Source organism: Streptococcus sp. VTCC 12886 (assembly GCF_049893425.1).
Taxonomy (GTDB): Bacteria; Bacillota; Bacilli; order Lactobacillales; family Streptococcaceae; genus Streptococcus; species Streptococcus suis_AA.
In genome coordinates this window covers 38,332-63,809 of the sequence record NZ_JBMVJB010000012.1, presented here as the reverse complement: position 1 = coordinate 63,809, position 25,478 = coordinate 38,332, and the positions used below count along the sequence as shown (strand labels likewise).

The window sequence follows — 25,478 nt, the reverse complement described above, 5'->3', positions numbered from 1 at the left end:
AGCACGGATAATGGCATGATGGAGTCCTTCTTTGGCATTTTGAAAACAGAAATGTTTTACGGATTTGAGAAGAATTTCAAGTCACTGGACCAACTAGAGCAAGCTATCACTGGTTATATTTTTTACTACAACAATAAACGCATTAAAGCAAAACTAAAAGGACTTAGTCCTGTTCAGTACAGAACTAAATCCTTTCACTAATATTTTTTGTCTAACTTTTTGGGGTCAGTACATGAATCGTCAACAGTCTTTTGTTGTTTATAAGAATTTTCTTTTATGTTTATAATAGAGGTCATAGACAAGCCAAGCTATCATTCCACTTTGAACAAACAAGCTAATTACAGAACCTTCGACACCGAAATTACCGCCAGATAGCCATTCAGGTCCTGTGATACCAACTTGTATAAAGGCATGTCCAGCTTGTGTACCGCTAACTGGGAATGCAAAGACATTTCCTTGGAAACAATTCCAGGCAGCATGCAAGCCACCAATTGTCCAAATATTACCTGTTTTGAGCATCATTAAACAGGTTAAGACACCAAACAATGTGAGATCCAAAAGCGGTATGAGTGAGATAGCATGGTTTCCTAAATGAAGAAATGTGAAAAAGAGCGAGGAAATAAGGATACCAACAGGAATAGTGTGTTTGGCTGAAAGTGATGAAAACATCCATCCTCTTGATAATATCTCTTCTGTTGTACCTTGGATTGACCAAGCTAGGATTAGTATAAAGAATTCTCCGAGTAATTTTATAGAGAACTGGGTGCTAGTAAATTCAATCGCACCCAATCCCCACATGATGAGTGTACACGTGGTCAACATTGTAGCTCCGATTCCCCAACCGAGTAGAAAATCTTTTCCAGCACCTTTTTTAGTAAACCCGAGTCCTAACCACGGGCTTTTTTCAACACAGCGAGACCAAAGAATCACAACCAAACTAATAAATATAAAAGCAAATAAATCTAAGCTAAGCGAGAGAAATGGATTGTTTTCATACGGAATAAATGGAATTATCGGAGCATACACAATTAATCCAAGCATTTCCCCTACAATCAACAAAATGATACCCATTAATGGTGAAGTGAATGCATTAAGATTAAACGCTGATTTAGCTTTTTCTTTGATAAACTCTGTTTTCATATATGGTCCACCTCACAGATGCTTTACTAGTTTACTATTTTACCATATTAATTTAGAAAATTCTAGGCTTATTTTTATGTAAAAGATTGAACGTTTCAAAATAATACACGGAGAATGGTAAAATTCAAACAAAAAATCCACAGTAAAACCTGTGGAAAATATAGTGAAATTGAACAGTAGAAAAGTGCTCCTCTATCCAAGAATGGATGTAGGAGAAAGACGGTGGTTACTTTCTAAGTGAGAGGACGGTGATGCCTATGTGCAATTCATCAAAATCTGACGGAAAAGGGGTAACAATCTTTTGACAGCATTTGAAGTGGTACAAACGCTATTGAGTTTTGGTGGTTTCACCATCGCCTTAATTGGTTTGTGCTATAAATTCTTCATAGATGACAAAAAATAATCCGTCCCCACTTTTGAGCGAGTAGGACGGATTATTTCCGCAATATGAGCCACCGTCTTTATAATGCTCAAACAGTCTGGGAGACTGTTTGAGGTCGTTTCCCCCAAAAAACAGAAGGAAACGAACATGGCGGATTGAGTTGGCGCTCAATCCCTTTTTCAAACTTATTATACCATAAACTAAAATTGTTTGACAAATGCTATATGAATTTTCAGCGAGCATTAAAACATAGGTGAAAACTGTGGAAAATATGGTATTATAGAACAGTAGAAAAGTTCCAAAAGCGGGGCGGAAATCTATTTTGGGAGGTGGTGCCTATGCAGTACCGAACTAGAAAGGTTTGCCGCAATGTCTGTCGCAGAGGCCCTCGGGCTGATATTTCAGTTTGGCACGTTACTAATCGGGCTATTGACATTTATTTTTAACAATCGTAAAAATAAAAGACAGCCAACCGCTATGAAACTTTGACAGAGTGAACTAGCAGGTTGACTGTAATCTTTTCATTCGTCCCGTCTTTAAAATGCTCAAACAGACTGAGATACTGTTTGAGGTCGTTTCCCCCCAAAAAAACAGAAGGAAACAAACACGGCGGATTGAGTTAGCGCTCAATCCCTTTTTCAAAACCATTATACCATAAACTAAAATTGTTTGACAATTTTGTATCTATATCATCAAAAATGGCTTGACAGCCTAAGAAAAGGAGATTATCATGAGCACAGCACAGCACAGCACAGCACAGCACAGCACAGCACAGCACAGCACAGCACAAGCTTGGAGAATACACACAAGTTGAAAAGCTAGACCTAACTTCAAAAGATGTTTTATCAGACAACATTGCAAAAATTGGTCAGCTTTTTCCTGAGGTTCTGACAGAAAGTAGTGATGAAAATGGTAGGTTGCGTCCTGCCATTGACTTTGAAAAACTTCGTCAACTTCTTTCAAGAGAGATTGTAGAGGGGCGAGAGTCTTATGAGTTTACCTGGGTCGGCAAACGCGGAGCGATTGCGGAGGCAGGTAAACCGACCAGCCAGACTCTCCGACCAGATCTTGAGGAAAGTGTTGATTTTGACAAGTCTGAGAATATCTTTATTACAGGGGACAACCTTGAAGTCCTCAAGGTCTTGCAGGAGTCTTATCTTGGCAAGATTGATATGATTTATATTGACCCACCTTACAATACAGGCAAGGACTTTGTTTATTCGGATAAATTCCAGATGAGTGAGGAAGAACTGGCAGATGAAATGGACCTGCGAGATGAGGACGGTCTGCAACGGGTGGGCTTGACCAAGAATGAAAAATCCTCCGCCCGCTATCACTCCGACTGGCTCAATATGATGTACCCGCGTCTGGTCCTCGCCCGCAACCTTCTCAAAGACAGTGGTGTTATCTTTATCTCCATCGACGACAACGAACAAGCCAACCTCAAAGCCATCTGTGATGAGATATTTGGGGAGGAGAATTTTGTTGGAAATTTTATTAAACCGCTGTCAGGTGGTAAGACACCAAAGTTTATCAAGAATATGCATGAATATCTATTGTGTTATTCAAGAAGCGATGTAACTATGGAAGTTCTTAAAGGGAGGTACATTATATCTGAAAATGAAACAAGTCGTTCTTTGAGAAAAGATGGAGATTCTGATAAAAGACAAGATAGACCGGATATGTTTTATCCCATATACTTGAACGAATCGTCAGGTGAACTTTCTCTAATACAAGATTCTAACTCAATCGAAATTTTTCCATTGAGACCAGATGGGACTGATGGTAGATGGAGATGGGGAAGGGATAAATTTAGAAATGAAAAGACTAAGTTGATTAGCAAATTGAAAAAAGATGGTAGATATGATATCCATGTGGTTACTGAAGCTGGTAATGTACGTGAGCTACCTTGGGATAGCATTTTAAAAGATGCGGTCTCTTCAGGCGGAAAATTTGTCAATGATTTATTTGAAGGACTACAATTATTTAGTTACCCTAAAAATCCTCTCTACATAAAATGGATTTGTGATACATTAATAGATAAATCGGCAACAATCCTCGACTTCTTCGCAGGTTCTGCAACTACTGCACACGCGGTTATGCAGTTGAATGCTGAAGACGGTGGCAACCGCAAGTACATTCTCTGTACTTTAGACGAGCAAGTGGCGGACAAGTCTGCAGCCAAAGAAGCTGGTTATGAAACCATTGACCAGATTTCTCGTGAGCGCATCCGTCGGGCTGCTAAAAAGATTCAGAAAGAACATCCTGAAACCGTCGGCAAGCAAGACTTTGGTTTTAGAGCTTATAAGCTAGACAGTTCAAACTTCAAGGATGTCAGCCAAGCACCAGACAGCTTTAGCCAAGAAAGCCTATTTGACAGTGTTTCCAATATCAAAGACGGTCGGACAGCCCATGACCTCCTCTTCCAGATTATGCTGACATGGGGGATGGAGCTTTCTCTTCCGATTGCGAAAAGCCAGATTGACGGTACAGACATTTACAATGTGGCGGACGGTGCCTTGATTGCCTGCTTTGCGGATGAGATTTCAGAAAGCGTCCTCCGTCAAATCGCTAAAGAAGAACCTCTTCGTGCTGTCTTTAAGGACGAATCCTTCGCCAACTCTGCAGCCAAAATCAACCTTGGGCAAATCTTCAAAGAAGAAGCACCAAATACCAAAGTGAAGGTGGTGTAGGAGATGAAACTTCAATTTAAGCAGCAGCAATTTCAGTTAGATGCGGTGGCCTCTGTTGTGGATATTTTTGCTGGTCAGGGCAAGCACAGTGGTTTTGATTACCACATGGATAAAGGTCTGGGAATGGATGCGGAACTGGACATGAATTTTATCGGTTTTCGCAATGCTCCAATTCAGCTTTCACAGGATACCGTCAGCCAGCAGGTACGAACTCAGCAGCTCCGCCAAGGACTAAAACCTTCTGAAAACTTGTCTATTCAAAAAGTAGATTGCCGTTCGTCTTACAATCTGACCATTGAGATGGAAACAGGGACAGGGAAGACCTACACCTATATCCGTACCCTGATGGAGCTTAACAAGCAGTATGGTTGGCTCAAGTTTATCATTGTAGTGCCGAGCATCGCTATTCGTGAGGGAGTGCTCAAATCCTTTGAAATCATGGCGGACCATTTCCAGATGGAGTATGGCAAGAAGCCACGCTATTTTGTCTATGATTCTAGCCGTTTGGGAGAGTTGGACAAGTTTGCTAACTCCTCAGACATTCAGGTGATGATTATCAATTCGCAAGCCTTCAATGCCACTGGAGCAGATGCCCGTCGCATTCATACCGAGCAAGAAAGTTTCCGCTGGCGAAAGCCGATTGATGTCATAGCGGCGACTAATCCTATTTTGATTATCGATGAGCCTCAGTCTGTTGAGGGGAAAAAGACGAAAGAACGCTTGGAGGACTTCAAGCCCCTATTTACTCTCCGCTATTCAGCGACTCATAAGGACAAGCACGATATGATTTATCGTCTGGATGCCCTGGACGCCTACAATAAAAAGTTGGTCAAGAAGATTGCCGTTAAGACCATAGAGCAGATTGCAACCACTGGGACACAAGGCTACCTTTATTTGCAAGAATTGGTTCCGCAAAAATCAGGTTCTCCTAAGGCTCGGATTGAGTTTGAAGTGCGGACCAAGTCAGGTGATGTCAAGCGTGTGACAAAATTGGTGGAAGAGCCTTTTGCTCTTTATGAAGAATCAGGCAACCTACCAGCCTATCAGGATGGTTGGACCTTGAGTCATTTTGATGCGCGTGAAGGTGAAAATTCCATTCAAATCGGTGCCAATCGCAAACTCTATGTGGGCGAAGTGATTGGAGAAACCAATGAAGATGATATTCGCCGTATTCAGATAAGGGAAACCATTGCCAGTCACTTACAAAAAGAGGAACGCCTTTACAAACGAGGCATTAAGGTGCTATCCCTTTTCTTCATCGATGAAGTTGCCAAATATAAGTGCTATGATGAGCAAAATGAAGCCTACAATGGAACCTATGCTCAGATTTTTGAAGAAGAATACGAAGCACAGGTCAAGGCTTTGTTGGCTGATTCCAATCTGCATGGAAGCAACTTTTGGCATTATCTCAACAAGCATCAAGAAGGTAATCCTGTTCACGCAGGTTATTTCTCCGTTGATAAGGTGAAAAAGTCTGATAAGGTCAAGTTTGTGGACTACAAGTCTGCTACGGAGAAAAAAAATAACCAGTCCAACGATAAGGATGCCTATGACTTAATTATGAAGGACAAGGAGCGTCTGCTGTCATTTGAAGAGCCAGTTCGCTTTATCTTCTCCCACTCAGCCCTCAAAGAAGGTTGGGACAATCCCAATGTCTTCCAGATTTGTACCTTGAAAAATACTGGTACTGAAACGGAAAAACGGCAAAAGATTGGTCGTGGGATGCGTCTCGCCGTTGACCAAAAAGGTGTCCGTCAGGATGAGGAATTTTTAGGGGCTGATGTTCATAACATTAACAAGTTGACTGTCATCGCCAATGAAAGCTACGAAGACTTTGCCAAGAATTTGCAAAGAGATCTTAAGGAAGTTCTGGCTGACCGTCCAAGTAAAGTGGAAGTAGATCTTTTTGTCAATAAAGTCTTGGAAAATGAAGCTGGTCAAAAACTGACTGTCACCAAGGAAGTGGCTAAGGAGATCGAATACCAGTTGATTAAGCAAGATTATATTGACAGCAAGGGGAATCTGACTGCTACCTATTTTGAACAAAAAGAAACAAGTCAGTTTACTCTATCTGAAAATCTGACAGGTTATGAAGTGGCTGTAAAAGATATTCTAGAAACGATTTATGATGCCAATCGTTACCCGATTGAGCATGAAAATGATTCAGAAGTGGTTTTTGCAAGAGAAATCAATCCTGATAACTACAATCGTCAAGAGTTTAAATGGTTGTGGGAAAGTATTCATCACAAGTCCACCTACTATGTCGAGTTTGACGATGAAGAGTTGATTGAAAAGTCTGTTAAGGTCTTGAATGAGTCCTTGTTTGTTAAAAAGCCAAGTTATATGATTACTGAGGCTGAGGCTAAGGAAATGAAGGCAGAACAAGGTTTGGATTTCAAGGTTAATAAGAATGGCAAGCGTCAGGCTGTGCTGGATAAGTCTTCTATTCAACTCCGATATGATTTGCTAGGAGAAATCGCCAGTCGCACGGAGTTGAAACGGCAAACAGTTGCCAATATCTTAAAACAAATCTCACCAAGCAAGTTTGACATGTTTGCCTATAACCCTGAGTCATTTATCCAGCGAACAAGCCGCCTGATTAATGAGCAAAAGGCGAGTCAGGTGATTGAGCATATCCGCTACAATATCCTAGAGGAAACCTTTGATAGTTCCATTTTTACAGACAATCCTTTGAGTGGTAAGGTATCGGATGACAATATGCTCAAGTCTGAGAAGGGCGTTTATAATTATGTGAAGGTTGATTCTGGAACGGAGAGGAAGTTCAAAGAGGACTTGGAGCGATTCGACGATGTCATGGTCTATGCCAAATTGCCAAGCAAGTTTAAGATTTCCACACCGCTGGGTGATTACAATCCAGACTGGGCCATTGCCTTCCGAGAAGGTTCGGTCAAGCATATTTACTTCGTAGCTGAAACCAAGGGTTCTATGTCAACCTTGCAATTGAAGGGGGCAGAGTTGGCTAAGATTGAGTGTGCTAAGGCCCACTTCAAAGCCTTGAAGGAAAAAGGATTGATTGCGGACGATCGGATTTACGATGTGGTTGATTCCTATGAGAAACTCCTTGAAATTGTGAGAGGATATGATTGATTTTTTATACTACTCATTAAATATTGGTATATTACTTTACCAGTTTTGGTTATTATTGGAGTGTTGCAACAGGATGATAATAAAGAAAAGGAAAAATTAAAATTACCACAGTCTAGCTCACCAGCAGAACGTGAGAATACTAAAGTCATTCGAAAGGAAACTTTTCCAATTCGCAGTTTGACAGCCTATATTTCAGAAGGTAATCAGCTCATTTACTTGGCAAGGGATTGGGTAATCGGTCTTGATGAACCTTGCCATACCAATTATCACACTAGGACAAGCTAAATGAGGTCTATGCTATTTTGGAAAAACTAGACCACTTGGCTGCAGAAGTTAATGTCATTACTCTTGAAGATTTAGGAATGGGAATACTAGATGTTCAAATAGGCGTCATACTGTTCGTGGATGAATTTAGATATCAGGTTGAAAAGCGAGATTCGGAGAAAAAAGGGATGCTTTCTGATTCCTATGAGTTTAATGAAGATGGGACGAGGAGAGATTTTATCAAGGAAAGTATTGATAGAATTCATATTACTTACGGTGCAAAAAATTTGGAGACTGTCCGTTTGGAATTGAATGAGGTAGCTGAAAATGCAACAAGTTGGATTGAAATGCTAGATGATTCCTCATCGAATGAGATACTTTCAAGAGATTGACTAAATTATGGGTATACAATTATTTCAAAAATGAATTCTTTAAAAGAAGACTTTAATTCGGGGATTATCCAAGGGTTTTCAGATTTACAAAGACTGAATTTGATTGCACAATTAGCGAAAATGATAGACTCTTTTTCACATGATGTTGAGTTCCGTGATCCTGATAAACACCAATTGATTCGACTTTTGGATAATGATAAAGAACTCTTGGCTTTACATCTTCAAGTTATTAAGTATACAAATTTGATTTTTGATAATATTCTGATTAGAGACATTCATCAAGAATTATTGGCTGAGCACACTGCACATTATCAATTATATGAAGAAGTCATTGAGAGACTGGTTAAAATGTATCTTTCGCCAGATTTATTTGAAGGCAGACCAGTTTAATTGGAAGATGTTATTGAGTTTATAACAAACTATATGTCATTCCAAAAGCAAGCTATCTAACATTTGAACCGAGATGAAGTCAGAGAATATATGATTTCAAGGAGATTACTAGATAATAAGATGGCTCAATATGACTATAAAAATCTTCTGTAGGGAGGATTTTTAAAGAAACTTGAGAGGAATATATTAGAAGGATTCAATATTTTTCCACAACTTCATATCGAATAAAGTAAAACGGAAGCAGCTGTTCAAAACTGTTTCCGTTTTTTCTTTATTCATCAATCGCAAAGACCAGAACCATAATTTGGATAAATGTAAATCCTAAAATAAATGGCAGAGCTTCCCATGAAATAACATCGATCATTTCATTGACAACGACAGTTGGTCGTGTAAAAATGTCCCAGGAATTCAGTCGAGCATAGCGACCAATATGGATTGCAAAGCTAGAGAGAAAGGACAGGCCACCAATTAGGACTAGGCGGAGCCAATAGGACTTGATGGCAAAAGCGGAGAAGATAAGTCTTAAACTCTCCACGCCGCTCATGACCCCAAAGAAAATACTTGGGACATAAAGCATAAATAGAATCATACTTTCTCTTTGCCATAGAACTGTGTTGGCAAAGTGCATATGAACAATATCTGTCACCATGTAAAATGTGTTAGGATAAAAGAAAAGCCAAAGGACAGCGGTGATGAATTTGATGAATCCGTTTTTAGAAAAATGGGTCAGAATGGCAAAATCTAATGAAGCCAAGGCCAAAAACATATTCCAAGTTAAATCAGGTGCCTTGATACCGTAACGATAGAGTCCAGCAGCGATAACAATGAAGAAAAGGTGGATAAGACAATTTTTCTTAGTAAACATAGCATACCTCTTTCTATTTGGATTACAGTGATTACAGTATAGTATAGCATAGATGGAAGAAGAATAACAATGAGAACCATTTTGTGATTTAGCTGAAAATATGATAAAATGAAGTATTGTCAATAACAGAGTTTCATTTGCTCTGAATTTGAAAGGAAAAAAAGCATGACAAAAACACCGTTTTATATCACCACACCGATTTATTATCCGTCTGGAAAACTTCATATCGGTTCAGCTTACACGACCATTGCCTGCGATGTATTGGCTCGTTACAAACGCCTTATGGGGCATGAGGTCTATTATTTAACAGGTCTTGATGAGCACGGTCAAAAGATCGAAGAAAAGGCAAAAGATGCTGGATTAACTCCACAAGCTTATGTAGACGGCATGGCGGTCGGTGTGAAAGAACTTTGGAAACTTCTTGATATTTCATATGATAAGTTTATTCGCACAACAGACGATTACCATGAACAAGTGGTGGCAGATGTTTTTGAAAAATTGCTGGCTCAAGATGATATTTACTTGGGTGAATATTCTGGTTGGTACTCTGTATCAGACGAAGAATTCTTCACTGAAAGCCAATTGGCAGAGGTATTCCGTGATGAAAATGGTAAGGTAACAGGCGGGATTGCTCCAAGTGGACATGAGGTTGCTTGGGTATCAGAAGAATCTTACTTCCTCCGCCTCAGCAAATATCAAGATAAATTGGTTGAATTCTTCAATGCTCACCCAGACTTTATCCAACCTGATGGTCGAATGAATGAAATCATGAAAAACTTCATCGAGCCAGGCTTGGAAGATTTGGCGGTATCCCGTACATCCTTTACATGGGGAGTACCTGTTCCGTCTAATCCAAAACACGTTGTTTACGTATGGATAGATGCTCTGCTTAACTATGCGACTGCTTTGGGCTACGGTCAGGAAGAGACAGCCAACTATGATAAGTTCTGGAATGGAACTGTTTACCACATGGTTGGAAAGGACATTCTTCGCTTCCACTCCATTTACTGGCCAATCATGCTTATGATGTTGGATATGAAGCTGCCAAATCGCTTGGTTGCTCACGGCTGGTTTGTCATGAAAGATGGCAAGATGTCTAAGTCTAAGGGAAATGTTGTTTACCCAGAAATGTTAGTCGAGCGTTACGGCTTGGATCCACTGCGTTACTACCTCATGCGTAGTCTACCAGTCGGTTCTGACGGAACCTTCACGCCAGAAGACTATGTTGGTCGTATCAACTACGAACTGGCCAACGACCTTGGAAACTTGCTCAACCGCACGGTTGCTATGATAAACAAGTATTTTAGTGGTCAGGTGCCAACTTTTGTTGCCGACGTGACTGATTTTGATGCAGACTTGGCGGCAGTAGTAGCTGACAACTTGGCAAGATACCACAAGTATATGGAAGCAATTGACTATCCACGCGCTTTGGAAGCTGTTTGGAATATCATCTCCCGTACCAACAAGTACATTGATGAAACTGCACCTTGGGTATTGGCAAAAGAAGAAGCTGACCGCGACAAGTTGGCAGCGGTTATGGCTCACTTGACAGCAGGTCTTCGTGTGGTGGCGCACCTCATTCAACCATTCATGATGACGACGTCTAATGCCATTATGGAACAGCTTGGCTTGGGTACTGTATTTGACCTTGAAAACCTTGACTTTGCAGGTCTTCCAGCTGGTTTGACAGTGGTCGCAAAAGGCACGCCTATCTTCCCACGACTGGATATGGAAGAGGAAATCGCCTATATCCAAGCCCAAATGGGTGGCAGCTCTGCTATTTCCCAAGAGGAAGAAAAAGAGTGGGACCCAGCTGACGTGGAACTCAAAAATAAGAAAGCTGCGATCAAGTTCGAGGACTTTGACAAGATAGAAATCCGTGTGGCCGAAGTCAAAGAAGTAGCCAAAGTAGAGGGATCTGACAAGTTGCTCAAGTTCCGTCTGGACGCAGGTGACGGTCAAGACCGCCAAATCCTGTCCGGTATCGCCAAATACTATCCAAATGAGCAGGAGTTGGTCGGTAAGAAAGTCCAAATCGTTGCCAACCTCAAGCCGCGTAAGATGATGGGCTTGCTCAGCCAGGGCATGATCCTCTCAGCCGAACATGGTGACAATTTAACACTCTTAACTGTCGATCCATCTGTGCCAAACGGCAGTCAGATTGGGTAAGATAACTCAAACACTCAGTAAATCTGGGTGTTTTTTTTGCGAATTAATATAGAAAGGAGGTTCTATGTTAATTGCACTTGATGAAGATGGGCAATTTTTTAATGTCTTGGAAAATCCTGCGCCACAAGGTCGATATTTTTGTCCAGGTTGTGGAGGCTTAGTCCGATACAAATCCGGAAAAGTTCTGCGTTCGCACTTTGCCCACGTCACCCTGCGGGACTGCCACTATTTTTCCGAGAATGAGTCCACCCAACATCTGTCCCTCAAGTCTTGTCTGTACAGGTGGTTAGTCAATACCGAACGAGTTGAACTTGAAAAATGCCTGCAGGAGTTAGGTCAGATAGCGGACTTATTTGTCAATGATTGTTTAGTCATGGAAGTCCAATGTTCCAGTCTGCCGATTTCTCGTTTGCAGCTGAGGACGCAAGCCTATCGTGAGGCTGGTTATCTGGTTCTTTGGTTGCTTGGCAAGGATTTGTGGCTCAAGGAACGACTGACCAATTTGCACAAGCAATTTCTCTCTTTTAGTATGAATATGGGTTTTCACCTCTGGGAATTGGATGACGAGAAAAAAGAATTGCGGCTCCGTTACCTTATTCATGAAGACTTACGAGGTAAGGTCCACTGTCTGACAAAGGTTTTTCCATTTGGCGAGGGAAATTTATTGGAAATCTTGCGTCAGCCCTTTGCCAAGCAAATCCTATCTAGCATGACTTGTCCTATGGATGAGGATTTGCCTCGCTACATTGCTCAACAGCTTTATTACAAATCCCCCAAATGGCTCGCTCTGCAAGCGGAGGCTTATGGACGTGGAGAAAATCTACTGACCAAGACAGTATTTGACTGGTTTCCCCACATCCGACTGCCCCGCTCAGCCATTGGCTTTGCCCAGATACAGGTAAATTTGAACTCGGTTTACCAGGACTTTGATGGCTATTATGCTAGGGTTAAAGACAAGAGGAATCAAGTCCTTTATCCACCGGTTATTTACCTTAAAAAATAATGCAATCGTTCTCACCTCCCGTTGGAAAGTGGGGCATTTTTATGTTAAAATATGGAATACGGAGGATTTATTATGTCTAAACAACGTCATGAAATTGAAGAAAAATACCAGTGGGATTTGACCACTATTTTTCCAACCGATGAAGCTTGGGAAGAAGAATTAGCTTCATTACAAGCAGAAACTGAAACGGCAAAGGATTTTGCTGGCCACTTGCTTGATTCGGCTAAAAGTCTCTTAGATATTAGTGAGACACAACTCGGTCTCATGCGTCGCATTGAAAAACTCTATGTCTATGCGTCTATGAAGAACGATCAAGATACTCGTGAAGGTAAATACCAGGAATTTCAGGCTAAAGCCATGGGCTTGTATTCGGCCTTTTCACAGGCTTTTGCATTCTATGAACCTGAATTTATGGCTATTACTGAGGAACAGTTGAAAGCATTCATGGATGAAGAGCCAACTTTGGTGCAGTACAGCCATCAATTTGAAAAACTCTTAGCAGCTAAGGACCATGTTTTGTCACAAGAAATTGAAGAAGTATTGGCTGCTACGAGTGAGATTTTCGAATCTCCAGCTGAAACTTTCTCTGTTTTGGATAATGCAAGTATCCTATTCCCTGAAATTGCGGATGAAGAGGGACATTTGGTACCACTTTCTCACGGTAACTACATCCACTTTATGGAGTCTAAAAACCGCGACGTCCGTCAAGAAGCATATGAGGCTATGTACGGAACCTATGAGCAGTTTCAGCATACCTACGCTAAGACTCTGCAGTCAAACGTTAAGGTCAATAACCTGAAAGCACGTTTGCGGAAGTACGACTCAGCCCGTCACGCATCTCTTGCAGCCAATTTTATTCCAGAATCTGTCTACGATACATTAGTTGAGGCAGTCAACAAGCACCTCCCGCTCTTGCACCGTTATATCAATTTGCGAAAGAAACTCTTGGGTATTGACGACTTGAAGATGTACGATATGTACACGCCATTGTCAGATTTTAGCACCAAGATTTCCTATGAAGATGCACTCAAAAAATGCCAAGAAACCTTGGAAATCTTCGGTGAGGATTATTCGGCTATTGTAAAAGAAGCCTATGAGAATCGTTGGATTGACGTCCATGTCAATGAAGGAAAACGATCAGGAGCATATTCAGGTGGTGCCTACGACACAAACGCCTTCATGCTTCTCAACTGGCAAGATAACTTGGATAACATGTACACCCTTATCCATGAAACAGGACATTCTCTTCATTCCATGTTGACTCGTAAGACTCAACCCTATGTCTATGGCCATTATTCACTTTTCTTAGCTGAAATTGCTTCAACTACCAACGAAAACCTTCTGACTGAAAAACTATTGGCAGAAGTAGAAGATGACAAGGAACGCTTTGCTATTCTTAACCATTACCTAGATGGTTTCCGTGGTACAGTCTTCCGCCAGACACAATTTGCCGAGTTTGAACAGGCTATCTATAAGGCAGACCAAGAAGGTCAAGTCTTGACGGCTGATTTCCTCAATGAATTATACGGTCAGACTAACGAAAAATACTACGGACTTTCTGCAGAAGAAAACCCAGAAATCCAGTTTGAGTGGGCTCGCATTCCACACTTCTATTACAATTTCTATGTCTATCAATATGCGACAGGTTTTGCGGCAGCATCAGCTCTCGCAAACAAGATTGTCAATGGTAGTCCAGAAGACAAAGAAAACTATCTCAACTACTTGAAGGCTGGTAGCTCAGATTATCCCCTCAACGTCATTGCAAAAGCTGGTGTAGATATGACCAAGGAAGACTATCTTAACGATGCTTTCAAAGTTTTTGAAGCACGCCTAACTGAATTGGAAGAGCTTGTTGAAAAAGGGTTACATCTCTAAAATGATTTCCTATAAGCGTTCGATTGTGATACCAGTTGCAGTCAGTATTGGTTTGGTTTTGATTGGAATTGGCTTAATGACAAAGCCGGAACCAGCATTGGTTTCGGGATTGTGTTATTTATTGCTGAGCATTCCGTTAGCATTATATGTTTATTTCTTGCGCAAACAGGGAGCTGTCTTTGTCTTGAATGAGCAGTATTTAGAATATCAAAGCAAAGCAGCAGGAGACTATCAGCGCCATTCTTTAGATGAGATTGCGGAGATTCGCTACCTTGTTTCTCCTGTCTATCGTGGCTATCAGTCGAAACGTTTGCGAATTGTAGGAAATAAGGGAGCACTACTTGCAGTCGTCAATTTGAATAAGCTTGATGGTGCAGATTTTAATGATATATACCATTTTGTAGAGCAAGTAGCACCGTATATAAAATGGGACTTTTCAAATTCATAAAGTGGAGGTACTATGTTAACGGAAGAACTGCTACAGGATATTTTTGAACTGGCGGACCTCATGTCAAATGGTGATAGGGAGCTATTTCTCCAGCTTAGAGATGTGGTTTTTGCTAGTGATCCGAATCAGATTTTAAACTCTATTGAACGCATCCTAGAACCAGATTCATTTGATGATTTCTTGGACCGTGTTGGGGAGTCTGAAAAGGAAAATCTTTGGATAATCTTGATAAAATTACTAGAGCATTTTGATTATATCTGTGTGCGTGATTATAAGGACAATCTTGAAGATTTTATCTACTTTTTTGACCGTCTTCATCAAGTCCGCAATGCAGGGATTTCTCTCAAATTGGATTCGGATGGATTAAATCCAGCTGCCTCTATTTCAGAATGGGCAAGAGTCATTGATAGCAAATATCTTGATGAACATTTTTGTCTAGGGGCAGTGGATATTGACACCGATAATTACTATCTCTTTTTCAGTAAGCAAGCGACTTTTGTTCGACTTCAAGAACTAGCTGGAAATTTAGGGTATCGGATTGATTACGCCAAAAAAATGTAAAGAAAAGGTGGGGAAACCTACCTTTTAGTGTGTTGATGAAGAAAATCTTGTCGGCTTATGATATAATGGATTCTATGGTCGAATCATATAGTAAAAACGCAAATCACAATATGCGCCGTCCTGTCGTTAAGGAAGAAATTGTGGACTTTATGCGAACACGTCAGGCGCAAAATACAGGGTTTTTGAAAGAACTGGAAGAGTTCGCTCGTCAAGAAAATATTCCAATTATTCCACATGAAACAGTTGCTTTCTTTCGGATTTTGATGCAAACCTTGCAGCCTCAAGAAATATTAGAAATTGGAACAGCTATTGGTTTTTCAGCGTTATTAATGGCTGAGAACAGTCCCAAATCACACGTTACAACAATCGATCGAAATGAAGAAATGATTGGTTTTGCTAAGGAAAACTTTGCCAAATATGATCAGCGCCAGCAGATTGAATTGCTGGAAGGGGAAGCAATGGATTTGTTACCAACTCTCCCTGATGATACCTATGACTTTGTCTTCATGGACTCTGCTAAGTCTAAATACATTGTCTTTTTACCGGAAGTATTAAAAAAGGTAAAAGTGGGTGGTTTGATTGTTCTTGATGATATTTTTCAGGGTGGTGATATCGCAAAGGACATTAAGGAAGTGCGTAGAGGACAACGAACCATCTACAGGGGTCTACAACGCTTGTTTCAGGCAACCTTAAATCATCAAGATCTGACTGCTAGTTTGGTTCCAATGAGCGATGGATTACTGATGATTCGTAAGAATAGTGCTATTATTACCCTTGAAATAGAAGAAATTTAAGAAAAATTAAAGCTTTTGTGTTATAATATAGAGGTTATTGAATAAAAGGAGACAGTTTTTCTATGAAGAAAACTAAAAAATTTCTTGCAGGAGCGGTAACTTTATTGGCTGCTGCAACTTTAGCAGCATGTTCATCAAGTGCCGATAAAGACATCATCACGATGAAAGGTAGCACCATCTCTGTTTCAGAATTTTATGATAAAGTAAAATACAATTCTCAAGCACAGCAGGTTTTGCTTTCTATGATTATTGGTGAAGTATTCGAAAAAGAATACGGTGATAAAGTTTCTGCTCAAGAAGTAGATGATGCATATAATGATATGGCAGAGCAGTATGGTGACTCTTTTGCATCTGCACTTGCATCAGCTAGTTTGACTGAGGAGACATATAAAGATCAAATCCGTACAAACAAATTGGTTGAATATGCAGTTAAGAAAGCTGCAGAAAAAGAGTTAACGGATGATGCATATAAGAGTGCTTATGAAGCTTATACACCAGAAGTAACAGCTCGTATTATTAGGTTAGATGATGAGACTAAAGCAAAAGAAGTACTTGCATCTGCACAAGCAGAGGGCGCAGATTTTGCTCAATTAGCGAAAGACAATTCTACTGATACTGATACAAAAGATGATGGTGGAAAAATTACATTTGACTCATCATCTACTACTGTTCCAACTGAAGTAAAAACCGCTATCTTCGCCTTGGATGCTGGTCAAGTCGGTGCATCAGTTATATCTGTTTTGGATACATCAACATATAAAACCAGCTACTATGTTGTAAAATTAGAGTCTAAGACTGAGAAATCTGATAACTGGAAAGATTACAAAGACAAATTGAAAGAAATCATTCTTGCTGAAAAACAAGCAGATTCTACTTTTGTCTCTAACGTCATTAAGACTGCTCTCCAAGACGCGAATGTGAAAGTAAAAGACTCAGCATTCCAAAACTTGTTGTCACAATACATCACAACTGAAGAAAGTAGTTCATCTACTGAATCTTCTAGTTCATCTTCATCAACAACTGAATCTAGTTCATCTGGTGAATAATGAGCAACATATATTAAGATTAGATACTTGACACCTTAGTTCAGAAAATTGGCGGTTGTTGCGAGCCATCTAAGCCAAGTATTTTGCTACTTAATACTACAATTGAATAGTGGAACCTGGATTCACAGTTTAGCCGATCTATCTTTCATAAGAAATGCTTTACTACTGAATACTGGTTCTTAAATGAGAATGACAAGTCATTGAATGAAGGTGGTACCGCGGTTCTTCGCCCTTCGTTTGATTTCTTGTTATTTTTTTGAGGTGATTATGAAACAATTTCTAGTGAAACAACGGTTTACGTTTGGCGGTGAAAAATTTGACATCCAAGATAATTTTGGACAATTGGCCTATCAAGTTAAAGGAAGTTTTTTAGAAATTCCGAAACGCTTTACTGTTACCAATGACCAAGGTATTGAAATTTGTCAGATTACGAAAAAAGTGTTTTCTTTCCTGCCTCAGTTTACAATTGTTATGGCTAATGGCCATTCTTTCTATTTACAAAAGAAATTAACATTTTTTAAAGACCGGTATACGGTCGAAAATTTAGGTTTGCTTTTAGAAGGCAATCTTTGGGACCTTGATTTTCGTTTGAGAACTCCGGATGGTCAACTAGTTGCTGAAATTTCCAAAGAACTTTTTCATTTAACTTCCCATTATTCTGTAACGGTTGTAGATGATGGTTATGCTGATTTAGTTATTTCTTTAGTAGTTGCCATTGACTATGTGGAAATGATGGAAGCTGCATCTAGTTCTTAATAGTTTATCACTGAAAGTTTTTCTAAAAACAAGCAATCTATTGGTGTTGGTTCCTGTTCCCTGGAACCATATGTGTTTTGAAAACAAATTGAAATTTTTAACAAAGGAATGGTTTGGTTAGGATATTTTCGAATAAAAGCCAACCTAAAAACAAATGAAAGAAAACGTTCAGTTCAGCTAGTTAGTTAAATTGAACCCGCCCGGAAGGGTTGCTTCTTTCAATTGCTGACTTCTCAAAATATCTAAACGAAAGGAAAGGGTATCGAGTTTATTATGAAATGAACTCGGGCTACGGACTTTCCCCTCAATTATTACTATATGAAAGGAAAGGTTCAATTTAGATAATTTTCTGAATTGAACCCGAGCTAAAAGCGTCGAGAAAAAAGATAGACCGACTAGTGCGCTGGCGCACAGCGTTGGTCTCCTATTTTCTTCTCGCTTTCTTAACGCTCTTGGTATTTTAATTATGCATCAATTATCTTCTGCTCAAATCCGTCAAATGTGGTTGGATTTCTGGAAATCTAAGGGGCACGCAGTTGAGCCTTCTGCAAATCTTGTTCCGGTGAATGATCCGACTTTGCTTTGGATTAACTCTGGTGTGGCAACTCTTAAAAAGTATTTTGATGGTTCTGTGATTCCCGATAACCCACGTATCACTAATGCTCAAAAATCAATTCGTACCAACGATATCGAAAATGTTGGTAAAACTGCTCGTCACCATACTATGTTTGAAATGCTTGGGAATTTCTCTATTGGAGATTATTTCCGTGATGAAGCAATCGAATGGGGTTTTGAATTGCTAACTAGCCCGGAATGGTTTGGTTTCCCTAAAGAAAAATTGTACATGACATATTATCCAGACGATAAAGATTCATATAATCGTTGGATTTCACTTGGTGTGGAACCAAATCACTTGATTCCACTGGAAGACAATTTCTGGGAAATTGGTGCTGGCCCTTCTGGTCCAGATACAGAAATCTTCTTTGATCGTGGTACTGAATTTGACCCTGAGAATATCGGTATTCGTCTTTTGGAAGAAGATATTGAAAACGACCGTTACATCGAGATTTGGAATATTGTACTTTCACAATTTAACGCTGATCCAGCAGTTCCTCGTTCAGAATATAAAGAATTACCTAATAAAAATATTGATACGGGTGCAGGTTTAGAACGTTTAGCAGCTATTTTCCAAGGAGCTAAAACAAACTTTGAGACTGACCTCTTCTTGCCTATTATTCGTGAAGTTGAAAAACTATCTGGTAAAACATACGATCCAGATGGTGATAACATGAGTTTCAAAGTAATTGCGGACCATATTCGCGCTCTTTCATTTGCCATTGGAGATGGGGCTCTCCCTGGTAATGAGGGACGTGGCTACGTTCTCCGTCGTCTTCTCCGTCGTGCTTCAATGCATGGTCAACGTTTGGGGATTTCTGGACCATTTTTATATAAGTTAGTTGAAATTGTGGGTCACATTATGGAGAGCTACTATCCTGAAGTACTTGAAAAACGTGATTTTATTGAAAAGATTGTAAAACGCGAGGAAGAGACTTTTGCCCGTACTATTGATGCTGGTAGTGGTCACTTAGATCAATTATTGGCTCAGTTAAAAGAGGCAGGGAAGGATACACTTGAAGGTAAGGATATCTTTAAACTGTATGATACTTATGGTTTCCCAGTGGAGTTAACTGAAGAATTGGCTGAAGATGCAGGATATAAAATTGACCACGAAGGTTTTAAAGCTGCGATGAAAGAGCAACAAGATCGTGCGCGTGCAGCAGTTGTCAAAGGTGGTTCAATGGGAATGCAAAATGAAACATTGGCTGGAATTACAGAATCTTCAACTTTTGTATACGGGCAAACCAAGCTTGACGCGACATTATCTGTAATCATTGCAGAAAATGAGCGTACAGAAGCAGTTTCAGAAGGTCAAGCGTTATTAGTATTCAATCAAACGCCATTTTATGCAGAGATGGGTGGTCAGGTTGCCGATCATGGTGTTGTTAAAAATGCCACTGGCGATATTGTAGCGACTGTCCTTGATGTTCAAAAAGCACCAAACGGGCAACCATTGCATAAGGTTGAGCTACATGCTAGCATTTCACTTGGTCAGGTGTATACGCTTGAGCTTGATACAAAACGTCGCAATGGTGTAGAGAAGAACCATACTGCAACTCACCTGCTCCATGCAGCTCTTCACAACATCATTGGTGAACACGCAACACAGGCTGGTTCCTTGAATGAGCAAGACTTCCTACGCTTTGACTTCACTCACTTTGAAGCGGTTACGGCAGAAGAACTTCGTCGCATTGAAGAAGAAGTCAATGAACAAATCTGGAATGCTATTCCTGTTGTGACAGTAGAGACTGATATTGATACTGCTAAAGAAATGGGAGCTATGGCACTCTTTGGGGAAAAATATGGTAAAGAAGTTCGAGTTGTTACAATTGGTGATTATTCTATCGAACTTTGTGGTGGTACACATGTAAGCAATACGTCTGAAATCGGTATCTTCAAGATTTTAAAAGAAGAGGGTATTGGATCAGGTACTCGCCGTATCATCGCAGTGACTGGCCGTGAAGCCTTCTTTGCCTATCGTGACCAAGAAGATGCTTTGAAAGAAGTAGCGGTGACTATCAAATCCCCACAAATCAAGGAAGTACCAAACAAGGTTGCAAGTCTTCAAGAACAAGTTCGTGAATTGCAAAAAGAAAATGCTTCTCTGAAAGAAAAAGCAGCCGCAGCGGCAGCTGGTGATGTATTCAAAGATGTGAAAGAAGCTAACGGAGTTCGCTTTATTGCCAGCCAAGTTCAAGTTTCGGATGCAGGTGCTCTCCGTACTTTTGCGGACAACTGGAAACAAAAAGACTACTCAGATGTATTGGTGCTAGTCGCTTCTATCGGTGACAAGGTCAATGTCCTTGTAGCTAGCAAATCAAGTAATGTACATGCTGGTAATCTTATCAAAGTTCTTGCGCCTATCGTAGCAGGTCGTGGTGGTGGTAAGCCAGACATGGCCATGGCAGGTGGTAGTGATGCTTCTGCAATCCAAACACTCTTAAACAGTGTAGCAGAAAACTTATAATATCTTATTCCAAACTCCATTGGGAGTTTGGTTTTTTCTATGGCTTGTGATACAATGAAGGAAATCCATCAGCAAAAGGGAAAAGATATGAATTTATTATTTGTAATTGATGATGCTTATGTTGAACAGGTTAAAGTAGTCTTATACTCCATCGTTCAACAGATGCCAAAACAGGCATTTCAGGTGTTCTTAATGCAGCAGGTTCTTTTGAAAAAGCACTCTGAAATCAAGCGTTTTGTGGAGAATCTGGGAATGACTTATCATCCAATCGTGGTCGGAGAGGATACTTTTGCAAGTGCTCCTACAACAGACCGTTATCCTCAAACCATTTATTACCGTCTTCTTGCACATGAATTTTTACCAGAAGAAGTGGATAAAGTCCTTTATTTAGATGCGGATTTGATTTGCCTAAATGGTTTTGGGGAGCTTTATGAGATGGAGATGGGGGAGCAGTACTATGTGGCTGCTAGTCATAATGAAGATGGTAAGCTTTTAGATTATATTAATAAACTTCGACTGAAAAATTTTGAAATGGATTCTTCTTACTTCAATTCAGGTGTTCTCTTGATGAACTTAAAAGCTATTCGTTCCCATGTGAAACGAGAGGATATTTTAAACTTTATCAAAAATAATCGTAATCGATTGATTTTACCTGATCAGGATGTACTTAATGGTCTTTATGCTGACAAGGTGATCCCGATTCCAGATGAAGTGTACAACTATGATGCACGCTACAGTTTGATTTATCAAATAAAAAGTCAGGGAAAGTGGAATTTGAATTGGGTGATTGACCAGACAGTTTTCTTACATTTTGCTGGTCGAGATAAGCCATGGAATCAAAATTATTTAGGACGTTACTCTGCTCTTTACAAATTTATTTCCAGTTTGGCACGTAAGTTTGAAGAAACTCTCTCCTAAATTTGAATTGGTTAAACCTAGAAATTTGTTGAATTAGACAAGCGGGAATAGCAAGGCGCAAGTCAGGCTGAAACAGTTAACTGAACGGTTTCACTCCCCCTGACTGTTGAAGCCAATCACCCACTGCGTTGAAGTGTTGATATGAACTCCGAGAAGTGGTTCTGGTCTTGAGCCCAGCCTCTTCTCTTACGTTGAATTAAATAAATATAATTAAAATGACTTTATTCTGGATGAATGATTTTAGATGCGGGAGAGAATTATGGGAAAATGTTTGGTCATAGGATCAACAGTCTGTGATGTAATGATATATTTGGATCAACTACCGGGTCGTCAAGGAGATACGCACATAAGAAAACAAGTTATGTCTCTCGGTGGTTGTGCTTTCAATGTTGTTACTATTCTCCACCACCTCGGGGTAGATTATGATTTTATTTCACCGGTTGGCTCAGGTCTTTATGGAACATTCGTTAAAAGTGAATTAAAGAAACTAGGTATTGAAACGTCAATTGCTTTAGATGGAGAAAATGGCTGTTGCTACTGTTTTGTAGAGTCAGATGGTGAACGAACATTTTTATCGCATCATGGAGTAGAATATCGTTTTGATCCCTCTTGGTTGGAAGGACTTGATTTATCCTCTTATGAATATATCTATGTCTGTGGATTAGAATTGGAAGAGGAAACGGGGCAGCTATTGGTCGATAGTTTGACAGATTGTCCGATTCCCATTATCTTTGCGCCTGGACCGCGGGGAAATAAAATTCCTTCAGAAAGAATGCAACAGTTACTGGATTTGTCTCCAATCTTGCATGTAAATGAGCAGGAATCAATTGATTTAACTCATGAGGTAGATGTGGAGAAGGCTACAATACAGCTATTCAATCGGACTGGCCGAGCAGTGATTGTGACCAGAGGAAAAAATGGGGCGATTGCTTTTGATGGGGGCTGGCATAAAGTGGCTAGTTTTCCAGCAACTGTAAAAGATACGATCGGAGCAGGTGATAGTCATGTTGGAGCTTTGATGGCTGCACTGGCAATCGGAAAAAACCTAAAACAAGGCTTGAAATTTGCCAATCTTGTCTCTAGCTATATCGTATCTCAGGAGGGCGTCCATCTTGAAGAAATACAGTATAAAGAATTAAAAGAGCATTTAACGAATATAGGAGAATGAGGCAAGATAGCCTCTTTTTTTATTTTTTACGAATAACTAGATAGAACGATGACAAGGTTTTATTACATTATGACTATCATCATAAACTTTTTGACAAAGATAGTTGTCAAAAAGTAAAAGAAGTGTTACAATGATATCGAGATGAAGTGATGGAAACGAATTCATCAATCAAAAAAATAAAGAAAGAGAATATTATGAAAAAGATCAATACTATTCCCATGGCTAAATTTGTACATGTATCTGCAGTTGCCTATTTAGTTTTTGTCATACTATCAGATATTATGAAGTGGCAACAATTGGATCATATTCAAGTGACCCTTGCCATTTGTCTAATTGTAATGACAACTGATATTTTTGAAAAAAAGAGCAAAAGAAATAGAAATGTATCAGGAGAACAGTAATATGGAGAAATGGAAAGAATTTTGTAAGGGTGTCTATTTTGGTTTATTAGTAATTGGGTTGTTTATCTTCCTCCTGAATGATTTCTATTGGTTGATGAAGGAGCCATCTTATCAAGTTGACTTCCAACTATACCTTTCTATCGCTGTTGGATTCCTTATTATTCCGTTTTTTATAAAGGTAGGTTTTGGTTTAGAGAAAAAATTCCAAAACAACTAGATAATGTCTGGGAAGGTAGATATGAATATCAATAATAAGAAAAAAACTCTTGTCGCAGTTACAAGTTTTACAAGGTGAATCCAGTTTGCCTTTCTTATTCGCTATACTCTATTCTTTCATTCGGAAGCTCATATTCGGTTATGAAATGCCTATGGTGCCTCTTTTAATAATGACGTGTTTTTGTTGAAGTTAGACTTAGCTATTTGCAAAGAAAGGGAGAAGAAAAATGGAAGCTAAAAAGAAATTATTTGAAGTCAATATCAAGGAAAATAAGAAGTTTGTTTGGGGATTGAATATTCTTGCTGTGGCACTCATCTTTCCATTTGCGTACATATTTGGAAAGATAGGATCTTTGCTGCTCGTTGACGGTGCACAAAATCTTGAAATGGACTTACTTGAATTATGGTTAGGTTTGCTACTGTATTTTCTTTTAATAGCTGTGCATGAGGCTATCCACGGAATCTTCTTCAAAGTTTTTTGTCCTGAAAATCCTGTTAAATTTGGTTTTAAATGGAAATCTGGCATGGCCTATGCGACCAGTCCAGGCTCACTCTACAATCGAATGCAAATGCTAGTAATCAGCCTGGCTCCCTTTGTTGTGATTAGTTTGGTCTTGACTATGGTAGCAGGTTTTGGGATGATGAATACCTTTCTTTACTTCATGTTAGCAACCATTCACGCTGCCTCTTGTGCAGGCGATTTCTACTATACCTATCTTTTATTGGTTAAGTTTGCCAAGGGAAATATAGCTGTCGAAGACACAGAAACAGGCTTGATTATCTATCAAGCTTAGAAAGGAAATATCATGGAATATGTCTTAAAAAATCGGCTCAAGGAATTGCGAGCCAGAGATGGTCTCAATCAGACAGAGCTAGCAAAGTTAGCAGAAGTATCGCGGCAGACCATTAGCTTGATTGAGCGGGGCGAGTACACGCCCTCGGTGGTCATTGCCATGCGTATAGCACAGATTTTTAATGAAAATGTGGAGAATGTCTTTCAATTAGTGGAGGTAGAAAAATGAAACAAGGAAAACAAATTTCAACAAAACAAAGATGGATGAGATATTCAGCGTATATGCTGATTTCAGCAATTTTGGGTGGCTTTATCGGTTTCTTTGGAGTATTAATCTTTAAGTTCAGCCTACCTTCTTATCTCAATTTGGATAATTTTCTAATTTTTTTGAGGATTATTACATTTGTAATTTTCGCTGGAACCGTATATTTTGGTGTTAAAGCTAATCAAAATTATAAACTTTATCATTCCATTTCAGATGAGGATGAAGAACGTGTTGATAAACTATATAAGAAAATGTATCGTAACCTAGAGTACGCGACCATTTCATTCAATGTTGCTGTATCATTGACATTGTTAAATTTGGTTTTAGGATTCGGGGTCACTTTCTTAGAAGAGAGTGCAGTTATGTACGGGTCCATTCTTGACGTAGTTTTCTATGTTATCCTTCTCATCTCTCAGGTTTTTATTGTGAAACTAACTCAGAAAATTCGTGACTATAAGCTTTCTGCTTTTGCAACGGTAAAAGAGGTGAAGGAATTTATGGAGGCTATGGATGAGGGAGAAAAACAAGCTAACTACGAAATGAGTTTTCAAATCGTTTTTACTCTGAATCAAATTGTGTTACCAGGTTTGTATCTATTCCTATTTGTAGTTAGCATGCTATTGCAGGAGCAACAAATTATGGCCTTTCTAGTTGTTGCATTTTTACATATTTACATCAATGTGATGCAGGTTCGCATGATCCGTCGTTACTTTAAATAATTAAACATCAAATCCGTTGATGTGAAA

At 39.6% G+C, this 25,478-nt stretch carries 26 protein-coding genes; 24 read left to right on the top strand and 2 right to left on the bottom strand.

Annotation, left to right across the window (positions count from 1 at the left end; genetic code table 11):
• Window positions 1-201 (top strand): IS3 family transposase (locus ACPC57_RS05290; RefSeq protein ID WP_434066453.1); only part of this gene is annotated, 201 nt, incomplete at its 5' end.
• Between the two features lie 57 nt (window positions 202-258).
• Here ACPC57_RS05290 and ACPC57_RS05285 read toward each other — a convergent pair.
• On the bottom strand, window positions 259-1,140 hold the full coding sequence (locus ACPC57_RS05285) for a CPBP family intramembrane glutamic endopeptidase (protein ID WP_434066452.1): 882 nt from the start codon (window positions 1,138-1,140) through the stop codon (window positions 259-261).
• A gap of 316 nt (window positions 1,141-1,456) precedes the next feature.
• Here ACPC57_RS05285 and ACPC57_RS05280 point away from each other — a divergent pair, with 316 nt between their 5' ends.
• The 7 genes from ACPC57_RS05280 to ACPC57_RS05250 all read left to right on the top strand — a co-directional run bounded on the left by ACPC57_RS05280 (window position 1,457) and on the right by ACPC57_RS05250 (window position 8,369).
• A complete protein-coding gene (locus ACPC57_RS05280) occupies window positions 1,457-1,543 on the top strand; it encodes a putative holin-like toxin (protein ID WP_434066455.1) in 87 nt (28 codons plus the stop codon).
• A 348-nt stretch (window positions 1,544-1,891) separates the two neighbouring features.
• On the top strand, window positions 1,892-2,011 hold the full coding sequence (locus ACPC57_RS05275) for a putative holin-like toxin (RefSeq protein ID WP_398577499.1): 120 nt from the start codon (window positions 1,892-1,894) through the stop codon (window positions 2,009-2,011).
• A 428-nt stretch (window positions 2,012-2,439) separates the two neighbouring features.
• Window positions 2,440-4,215, top strand: a complete 1,776-nt coding sequence (locus tag ACPC57_RS05270; protein ID WP_313466962.1) for a site-specific DNA-methyltransferase — start codon at window positions 2,440-2,442, stop codon at window positions 4,213-4,215.
• Window positions 4,216-4,218: 3 nt separating this feature from the next.
• A complete protein-coding gene (locus tag ACPC57_RS05265; protein WP_434066451.1) occupies window positions 4,219-7,323 on the top strand; it encodes a type III restriction-modification system endonuclease in 3,105 nt (1,034 codons plus the stop codon).
• A gap of 63 nt (window positions 7,324-7,386) precedes the next feature.
• Window positions 7,387-7,608 carry a hypothetical protein gene (locus tag ACPC57_RS05260; protein ID WP_216806629.1) on the top strand — a complete coding sequence of 74 codons (222 nt, stop codon included), beginning with the start codon at window positions 7,387-7,389 and terminating at the stop codon, window positions 7,606-7,608.
• Between the two features lie 17 nt (window positions 7,609-7,625).
• Window positions 7,626-7,979, top strand: coding sequence for a hypothetical protein (locus ACPC57_RS05255; RefSeq protein ID WP_434066450.1), 354 nt, complete (start codon window positions 7,626-7,628; stop codon window positions 7,977-7,979).
• Window positions 7,980-8,009: 30 nt separating this feature from the next.
• Window positions 8,010-8,369 carry a hypothetical protein gene (locus ACPC57_RS05250; protein ID WP_334116478.1) on the top strand — a complete coding sequence of 120 codons (360 nt, stop codon included), beginning with the start codon at window positions 8,010-8,012 and terminating at the stop codon, window positions 8,367-8,369.
• 271 nt (window positions 8,370-8,640) lie between these two features.
• Here the strand turns inward: ACPC57_RS05250 and ACPC57_RS05245 are convergent, their stop codons facing one another.
• Window positions 8,641-9,234: a DUF1361 domain-containing protein gene (locus tag ACPC57_RS05245; protein WP_434066449.1), complete on the bottom strand. Its 594-nt coding sequence runs from the start codon at window positions 9,232-9,234 to the stop codon at window positions 8,641-8,643.
• Between the two features lie 165 nt (window positions 9,235-9,399).
• On the opposite strand from ACPC57_RS05245, the gene metG reads away from it, so the two are divergent.
• The 16 genes from metG (at window position 9,400) to ACPC57_RS05165 (ending at window position 25,451) form a co-directional block, all read left to right on the top strand.
• Window positions 9,400-11,403, top strand: coding sequence for a methionine--tRNA ligase (gene metG, locus ACPC57_RS05240; RefSeq protein WP_434066448.1), 2,004 nt, complete (start codon window positions 9,400-9,402; stop codon window positions 11,401-11,403).
• Window positions 11,404-11,467: 64 nt separating this feature from the next.
• Window positions 11,468-12,406 (top strand): competence protein CoiA, encoded by a 939-nt coding sequence (locus ACPC57_RS05235; protein WP_434066447.1) that lies wholly within the window; start codon window positions 11,468-11,470, stop codon window positions 12,404-12,406.
• Between the two features lie 72 nt (window positions 12,407-12,478).
• Window positions 12,479-14,281, top strand: a complete 1,803-nt coding sequence (gene pepF / locus ACPC57_RS05230) for an oligoendopeptidase F (RefSeq protein WP_434066446.1) — start codon at window positions 12,479-12,481, stop codon at window positions 14,279-14,281.
• 1 nt (window position 14,282) lies between these two features.
• Window positions 14,283-14,729: a hypothetical protein gene (locus tag ACPC57_RS05225; protein ID WP_434066454.1), complete on the top strand. Its 447-nt coding sequence runs from the start codon at window positions 14,283-14,285 to the stop codon at window positions 14,727-14,729.
• A gap of 12 nt (window positions 14,730-14,741) precedes the next feature.
• Window positions 14,742-15,290, top strand: a complete 549-nt coding sequence (locus ACPC57_RS05220; RefSeq protein WP_277837029.1) for a DUF6630 family protein — start codon at window positions 14,742-14,744, stop codon at window positions 15,288-15,290.
• A 74-nt stretch (window positions 15,291-15,364) separates the two neighbouring features.
• Window positions 15,365-16,084 carry an O-methyltransferase gene (locus tag ACPC57_RS05215; RefSeq protein WP_277844666.1) on the top strand — a complete coding sequence of 240 codons (720 nt, stop codon included), beginning with the start codon at window positions 15,365-15,367 and terminating at the stop codon, window positions 16,082-16,084.
• A 62-nt stretch (window positions 16,085-16,146) separates the two neighbouring features.
• Entirely contained in the window at window positions 16,147-17,130 is a 984-nt protein-coding gene (gene prsA, locus ACPC57_RS05210; protein WP_434066445.1) for a peptidylprolyl isomerase PrsA, read from the top strand.
• 267 nt (window positions 17,131-17,397) lie between these two features.
• Entirely contained in the window at window positions 17,398-17,886 is a 489-nt protein-coding gene (locus tag ACPC57_RS05205; protein ID WP_217373921.1) for an LURP-one-related/scramblase family protein, read from the top strand.
• Between the two features lie 466 nt (window positions 17,887-18,352).
• On the top strand, window positions 18,353-20,971 hold the full coding sequence (gene alaS / locus ACPC57_RS05200; protein ID WP_434066444.1) for an alanine--tRNA ligase: 2,619 nt from the start codon (window positions 18,353-18,355) through the stop codon (window positions 20,969-20,971).
• Between the two features lie 87 nt (window positions 20,972-21,058).
• On the top strand, window positions 21,059-21,889 hold the full coding sequence (locus tag ACPC57_RS05195; protein ID WP_217373919.1) for a glycosyltransferase family 8 protein: 831 nt from the start codon (window positions 21,059-21,061) through the stop codon (window positions 21,887-21,889).
• A 259-nt stretch (window positions 21,890-22,148) separates the two neighbouring features.
• Window positions 22,149-23,057 (top strand): carbohydrate kinase family protein, encoded by a 909-nt coding sequence (locus ACPC57_RS05190; protein WP_434066443.1) that lies wholly within the window; start codon window positions 22,149-22,151, stop codon window positions 23,055-23,057.
• Between the two features lie 194 nt (window positions 23,058-23,251).
• The gene (locus ACPC57_RS05185) at window positions 23,252-23,458 is read left to right on the top strand and encodes a hypothetical protein (RefSeq protein ID WP_217373917.1); all 207 of its coding nucleotides are present in this window, start codon (window positions 23,252-23,254) and stop codon (window positions 23,456-23,458) included.
• Window position 23,459: 1 nt separating this feature from the next.
• Window positions 23,460-23,675: a hypothetical protein gene (locus tag ACPC57_RS05180; protein WP_434066442.1), complete on the top strand. Its 216-nt coding sequence runs from the start codon at window positions 23,460-23,462 to the stop codon at window positions 23,673-23,675.
• Window positions 23,676-23,901: 226 nt separating this feature from the next.
• Complete coding sequence (locus ACPC57_RS05175; protein WP_434066441.1) at window positions 23,902-24,468, top strand: DUF3267 domain-containing protein; 567 nt, start codon at window positions 23,902-23,904, stop codon at window positions 24,466-24,468.
• A gap of 12 nt (window positions 24,469-24,480) precedes the next feature.
• The gene (locus ACPC57_RS05170; RefSeq protein WP_024418001.1) at window positions 24,481-24,696 is read left to right on the top strand and encodes a helix-turn-helix transcriptional regulator; all 216 of its coding nucleotides are present in this window, start codon (window positions 24,481-24,483) and stop codon (window positions 24,694-24,696) included.
• Window positions 24,693-25,451: a DUF3169 family protein gene (locus ACPC57_RS05165; RefSeq protein WP_274504005.1), complete on the top strand. Its 759-nt coding sequence runs from the start codon at window positions 24,693-24,695 to the stop codon at window positions 25,449-25,451. The genes ACPC57_RS05170 and ACPC57_RS05165 overlap by 4 nt, the downstream gene beginning before the upstream one ends.
• The last annotated feature ends 27 nt before the right edge of the window (window positions 25,452-25,478 follow it).

Excerpts from the sequence above, each read along its gene's own strand:
- prsA (WP_434066445.1), top strand. The coding sequence starts at position 16,147 with ATGAAGAAAACTAAAAAATTTCTTGCAGGAGCGGTAACTTTATTGGCT.
- ACPC57_RS05250 (WP_334116478.1), top strand. The coding sequence starts at position 8,010 with ATGAATTCTTTAAAAGAAGACTTTAATTCGGGGATTATCCAAGGGTTT.
- ACPC57_RS05195 (WP_217373919.1), top strand. The coding sequence starts at position 21,059 with ATGAATTTATTATTTGTAATTGATGATGCTTATGTTGAACAGGTTAAA.
- ACPC57_RS05215 (WP_277844666.1), top strand. The coding sequence starts at position 15,365 with ATGGTCGAATCATATAGTAAAAACGCAAATCACAATATGCGCCGTCCT.
- ACPC57_RS05220 (WP_277837029.1), top strand. The coding sequence starts at position 14,742 with ATGTTAACGGAAGAACTGCTACAGGATATTTTTGAACTGGCGGACCTC.
- ACPC57_RS05245 (WP_434066449.1), bottom strand. The coding sequence starts at position 9,234 with ATGTTTACTAAGAAAAATTGTCTTATCCACCTTTTCTTCATTGTTATC.
- metG (WP_434066448.1), top strand. The coding sequence starts at position 9,400 with ATGACAAAAACACCGTTTTATATCACCACACCGATTTATTATCCGTCT.
- ACPC57_RS05190 (WP_434066443.1), top strand. The coding sequence starts at position 22,149 with ATGGGAAAATGTTTGGTCATAGGATCAACAGTCTGTGATGTAATGATA.
- ACPC57_RS05225 (WP_434066454.1), top strand. The coding sequence starts at position 14,283 with ATGATTTCCTATAAGCGTTCGATTGTGATACCAGTTGCAGTCAGTATT.
- ACPC57_RS05205 (WP_217373921.1), top strand. The coding sequence starts at position 17,398 with ATGAAACAATTTCTAGTGAAACAACGGTTTACGTTTGGCGGTGAAAAA.
- alaS (WP_434066444.1), top strand. The coding sequence starts at position 18,353 with ATGCATCAATTATCTTCTGCTCAAATCCGTCAAATGTGGTTGGATTTC.
- ACPC57_RS05235 (WP_434066447.1), top strand. The coding sequence starts at position 11,468 with ATGTTAATTGCACTTGATGAAGATGGGCAATTTTTTAATGTCTTGGAA.
- ACPC57_RS05175 (WP_434066441.1), top strand. The coding sequence starts at position 23,902 with ATGGAAGCTAAAAAGAAATTATTTGAAGTCAATATCAAGGAAAATAAG.
- ACPC57_RS05165 (WP_274504005.1), top strand. The coding sequence starts at position 24,693 with ATGAAACAAGGAAAACAAATTTCAACAAAACAAAGATGGATGAGATAT.
- ACPC57_RS05285 (WP_434066452.1), bottom strand. The coding sequence starts at position 1,140 with ATGAAAACAGAGTTTATCAAAGAAAAAGCTAAATCAGCGTTTAATCTT.
- ACPC57_RS05265 (WP_434066451.1), top strand. The coding sequence starts at position 4,219 with ATGAAACTTCAATTTAAGCAGCAGCAATTTCAGTTAGATGCGGTGGCC.
- ACPC57_RS05185 (WP_217373917.1), top strand. The coding sequence starts at position 23,252 with ATGAAAAAGATCAATACTATTCCCATGGCTAAATTTGTACATGTATCT.
- ACPC57_RS05180 (WP_434066442.1), top strand. The coding sequence starts at position 23,460 with ATGGAGAAATGGAAAGAATTTTGTAAGGGTGTCTATTTTGGTTTATTA.
- pepF (WP_434066446.1), top strand. The coding sequence starts at position 12,479 with ATGTCTAAACAACGTCATGAAATTGAAGAAAAATACCAGTGGGATTTG.
- ACPC57_RS05275 (WP_398577499.1), top strand. The coding sequence starts at position 1,892 with ATGTCTGTCGCAGAGGCCCTCGGGCTGATATTTCAGTTTGGCACGTTA.
- ACPC57_RS05170 (WP_024418001.1), top strand. The coding sequence starts at position 24,481 with ATGGAATATGTCTTAAAAAATCGGCTCAAGGAATTGCGAGCCAGAGAT.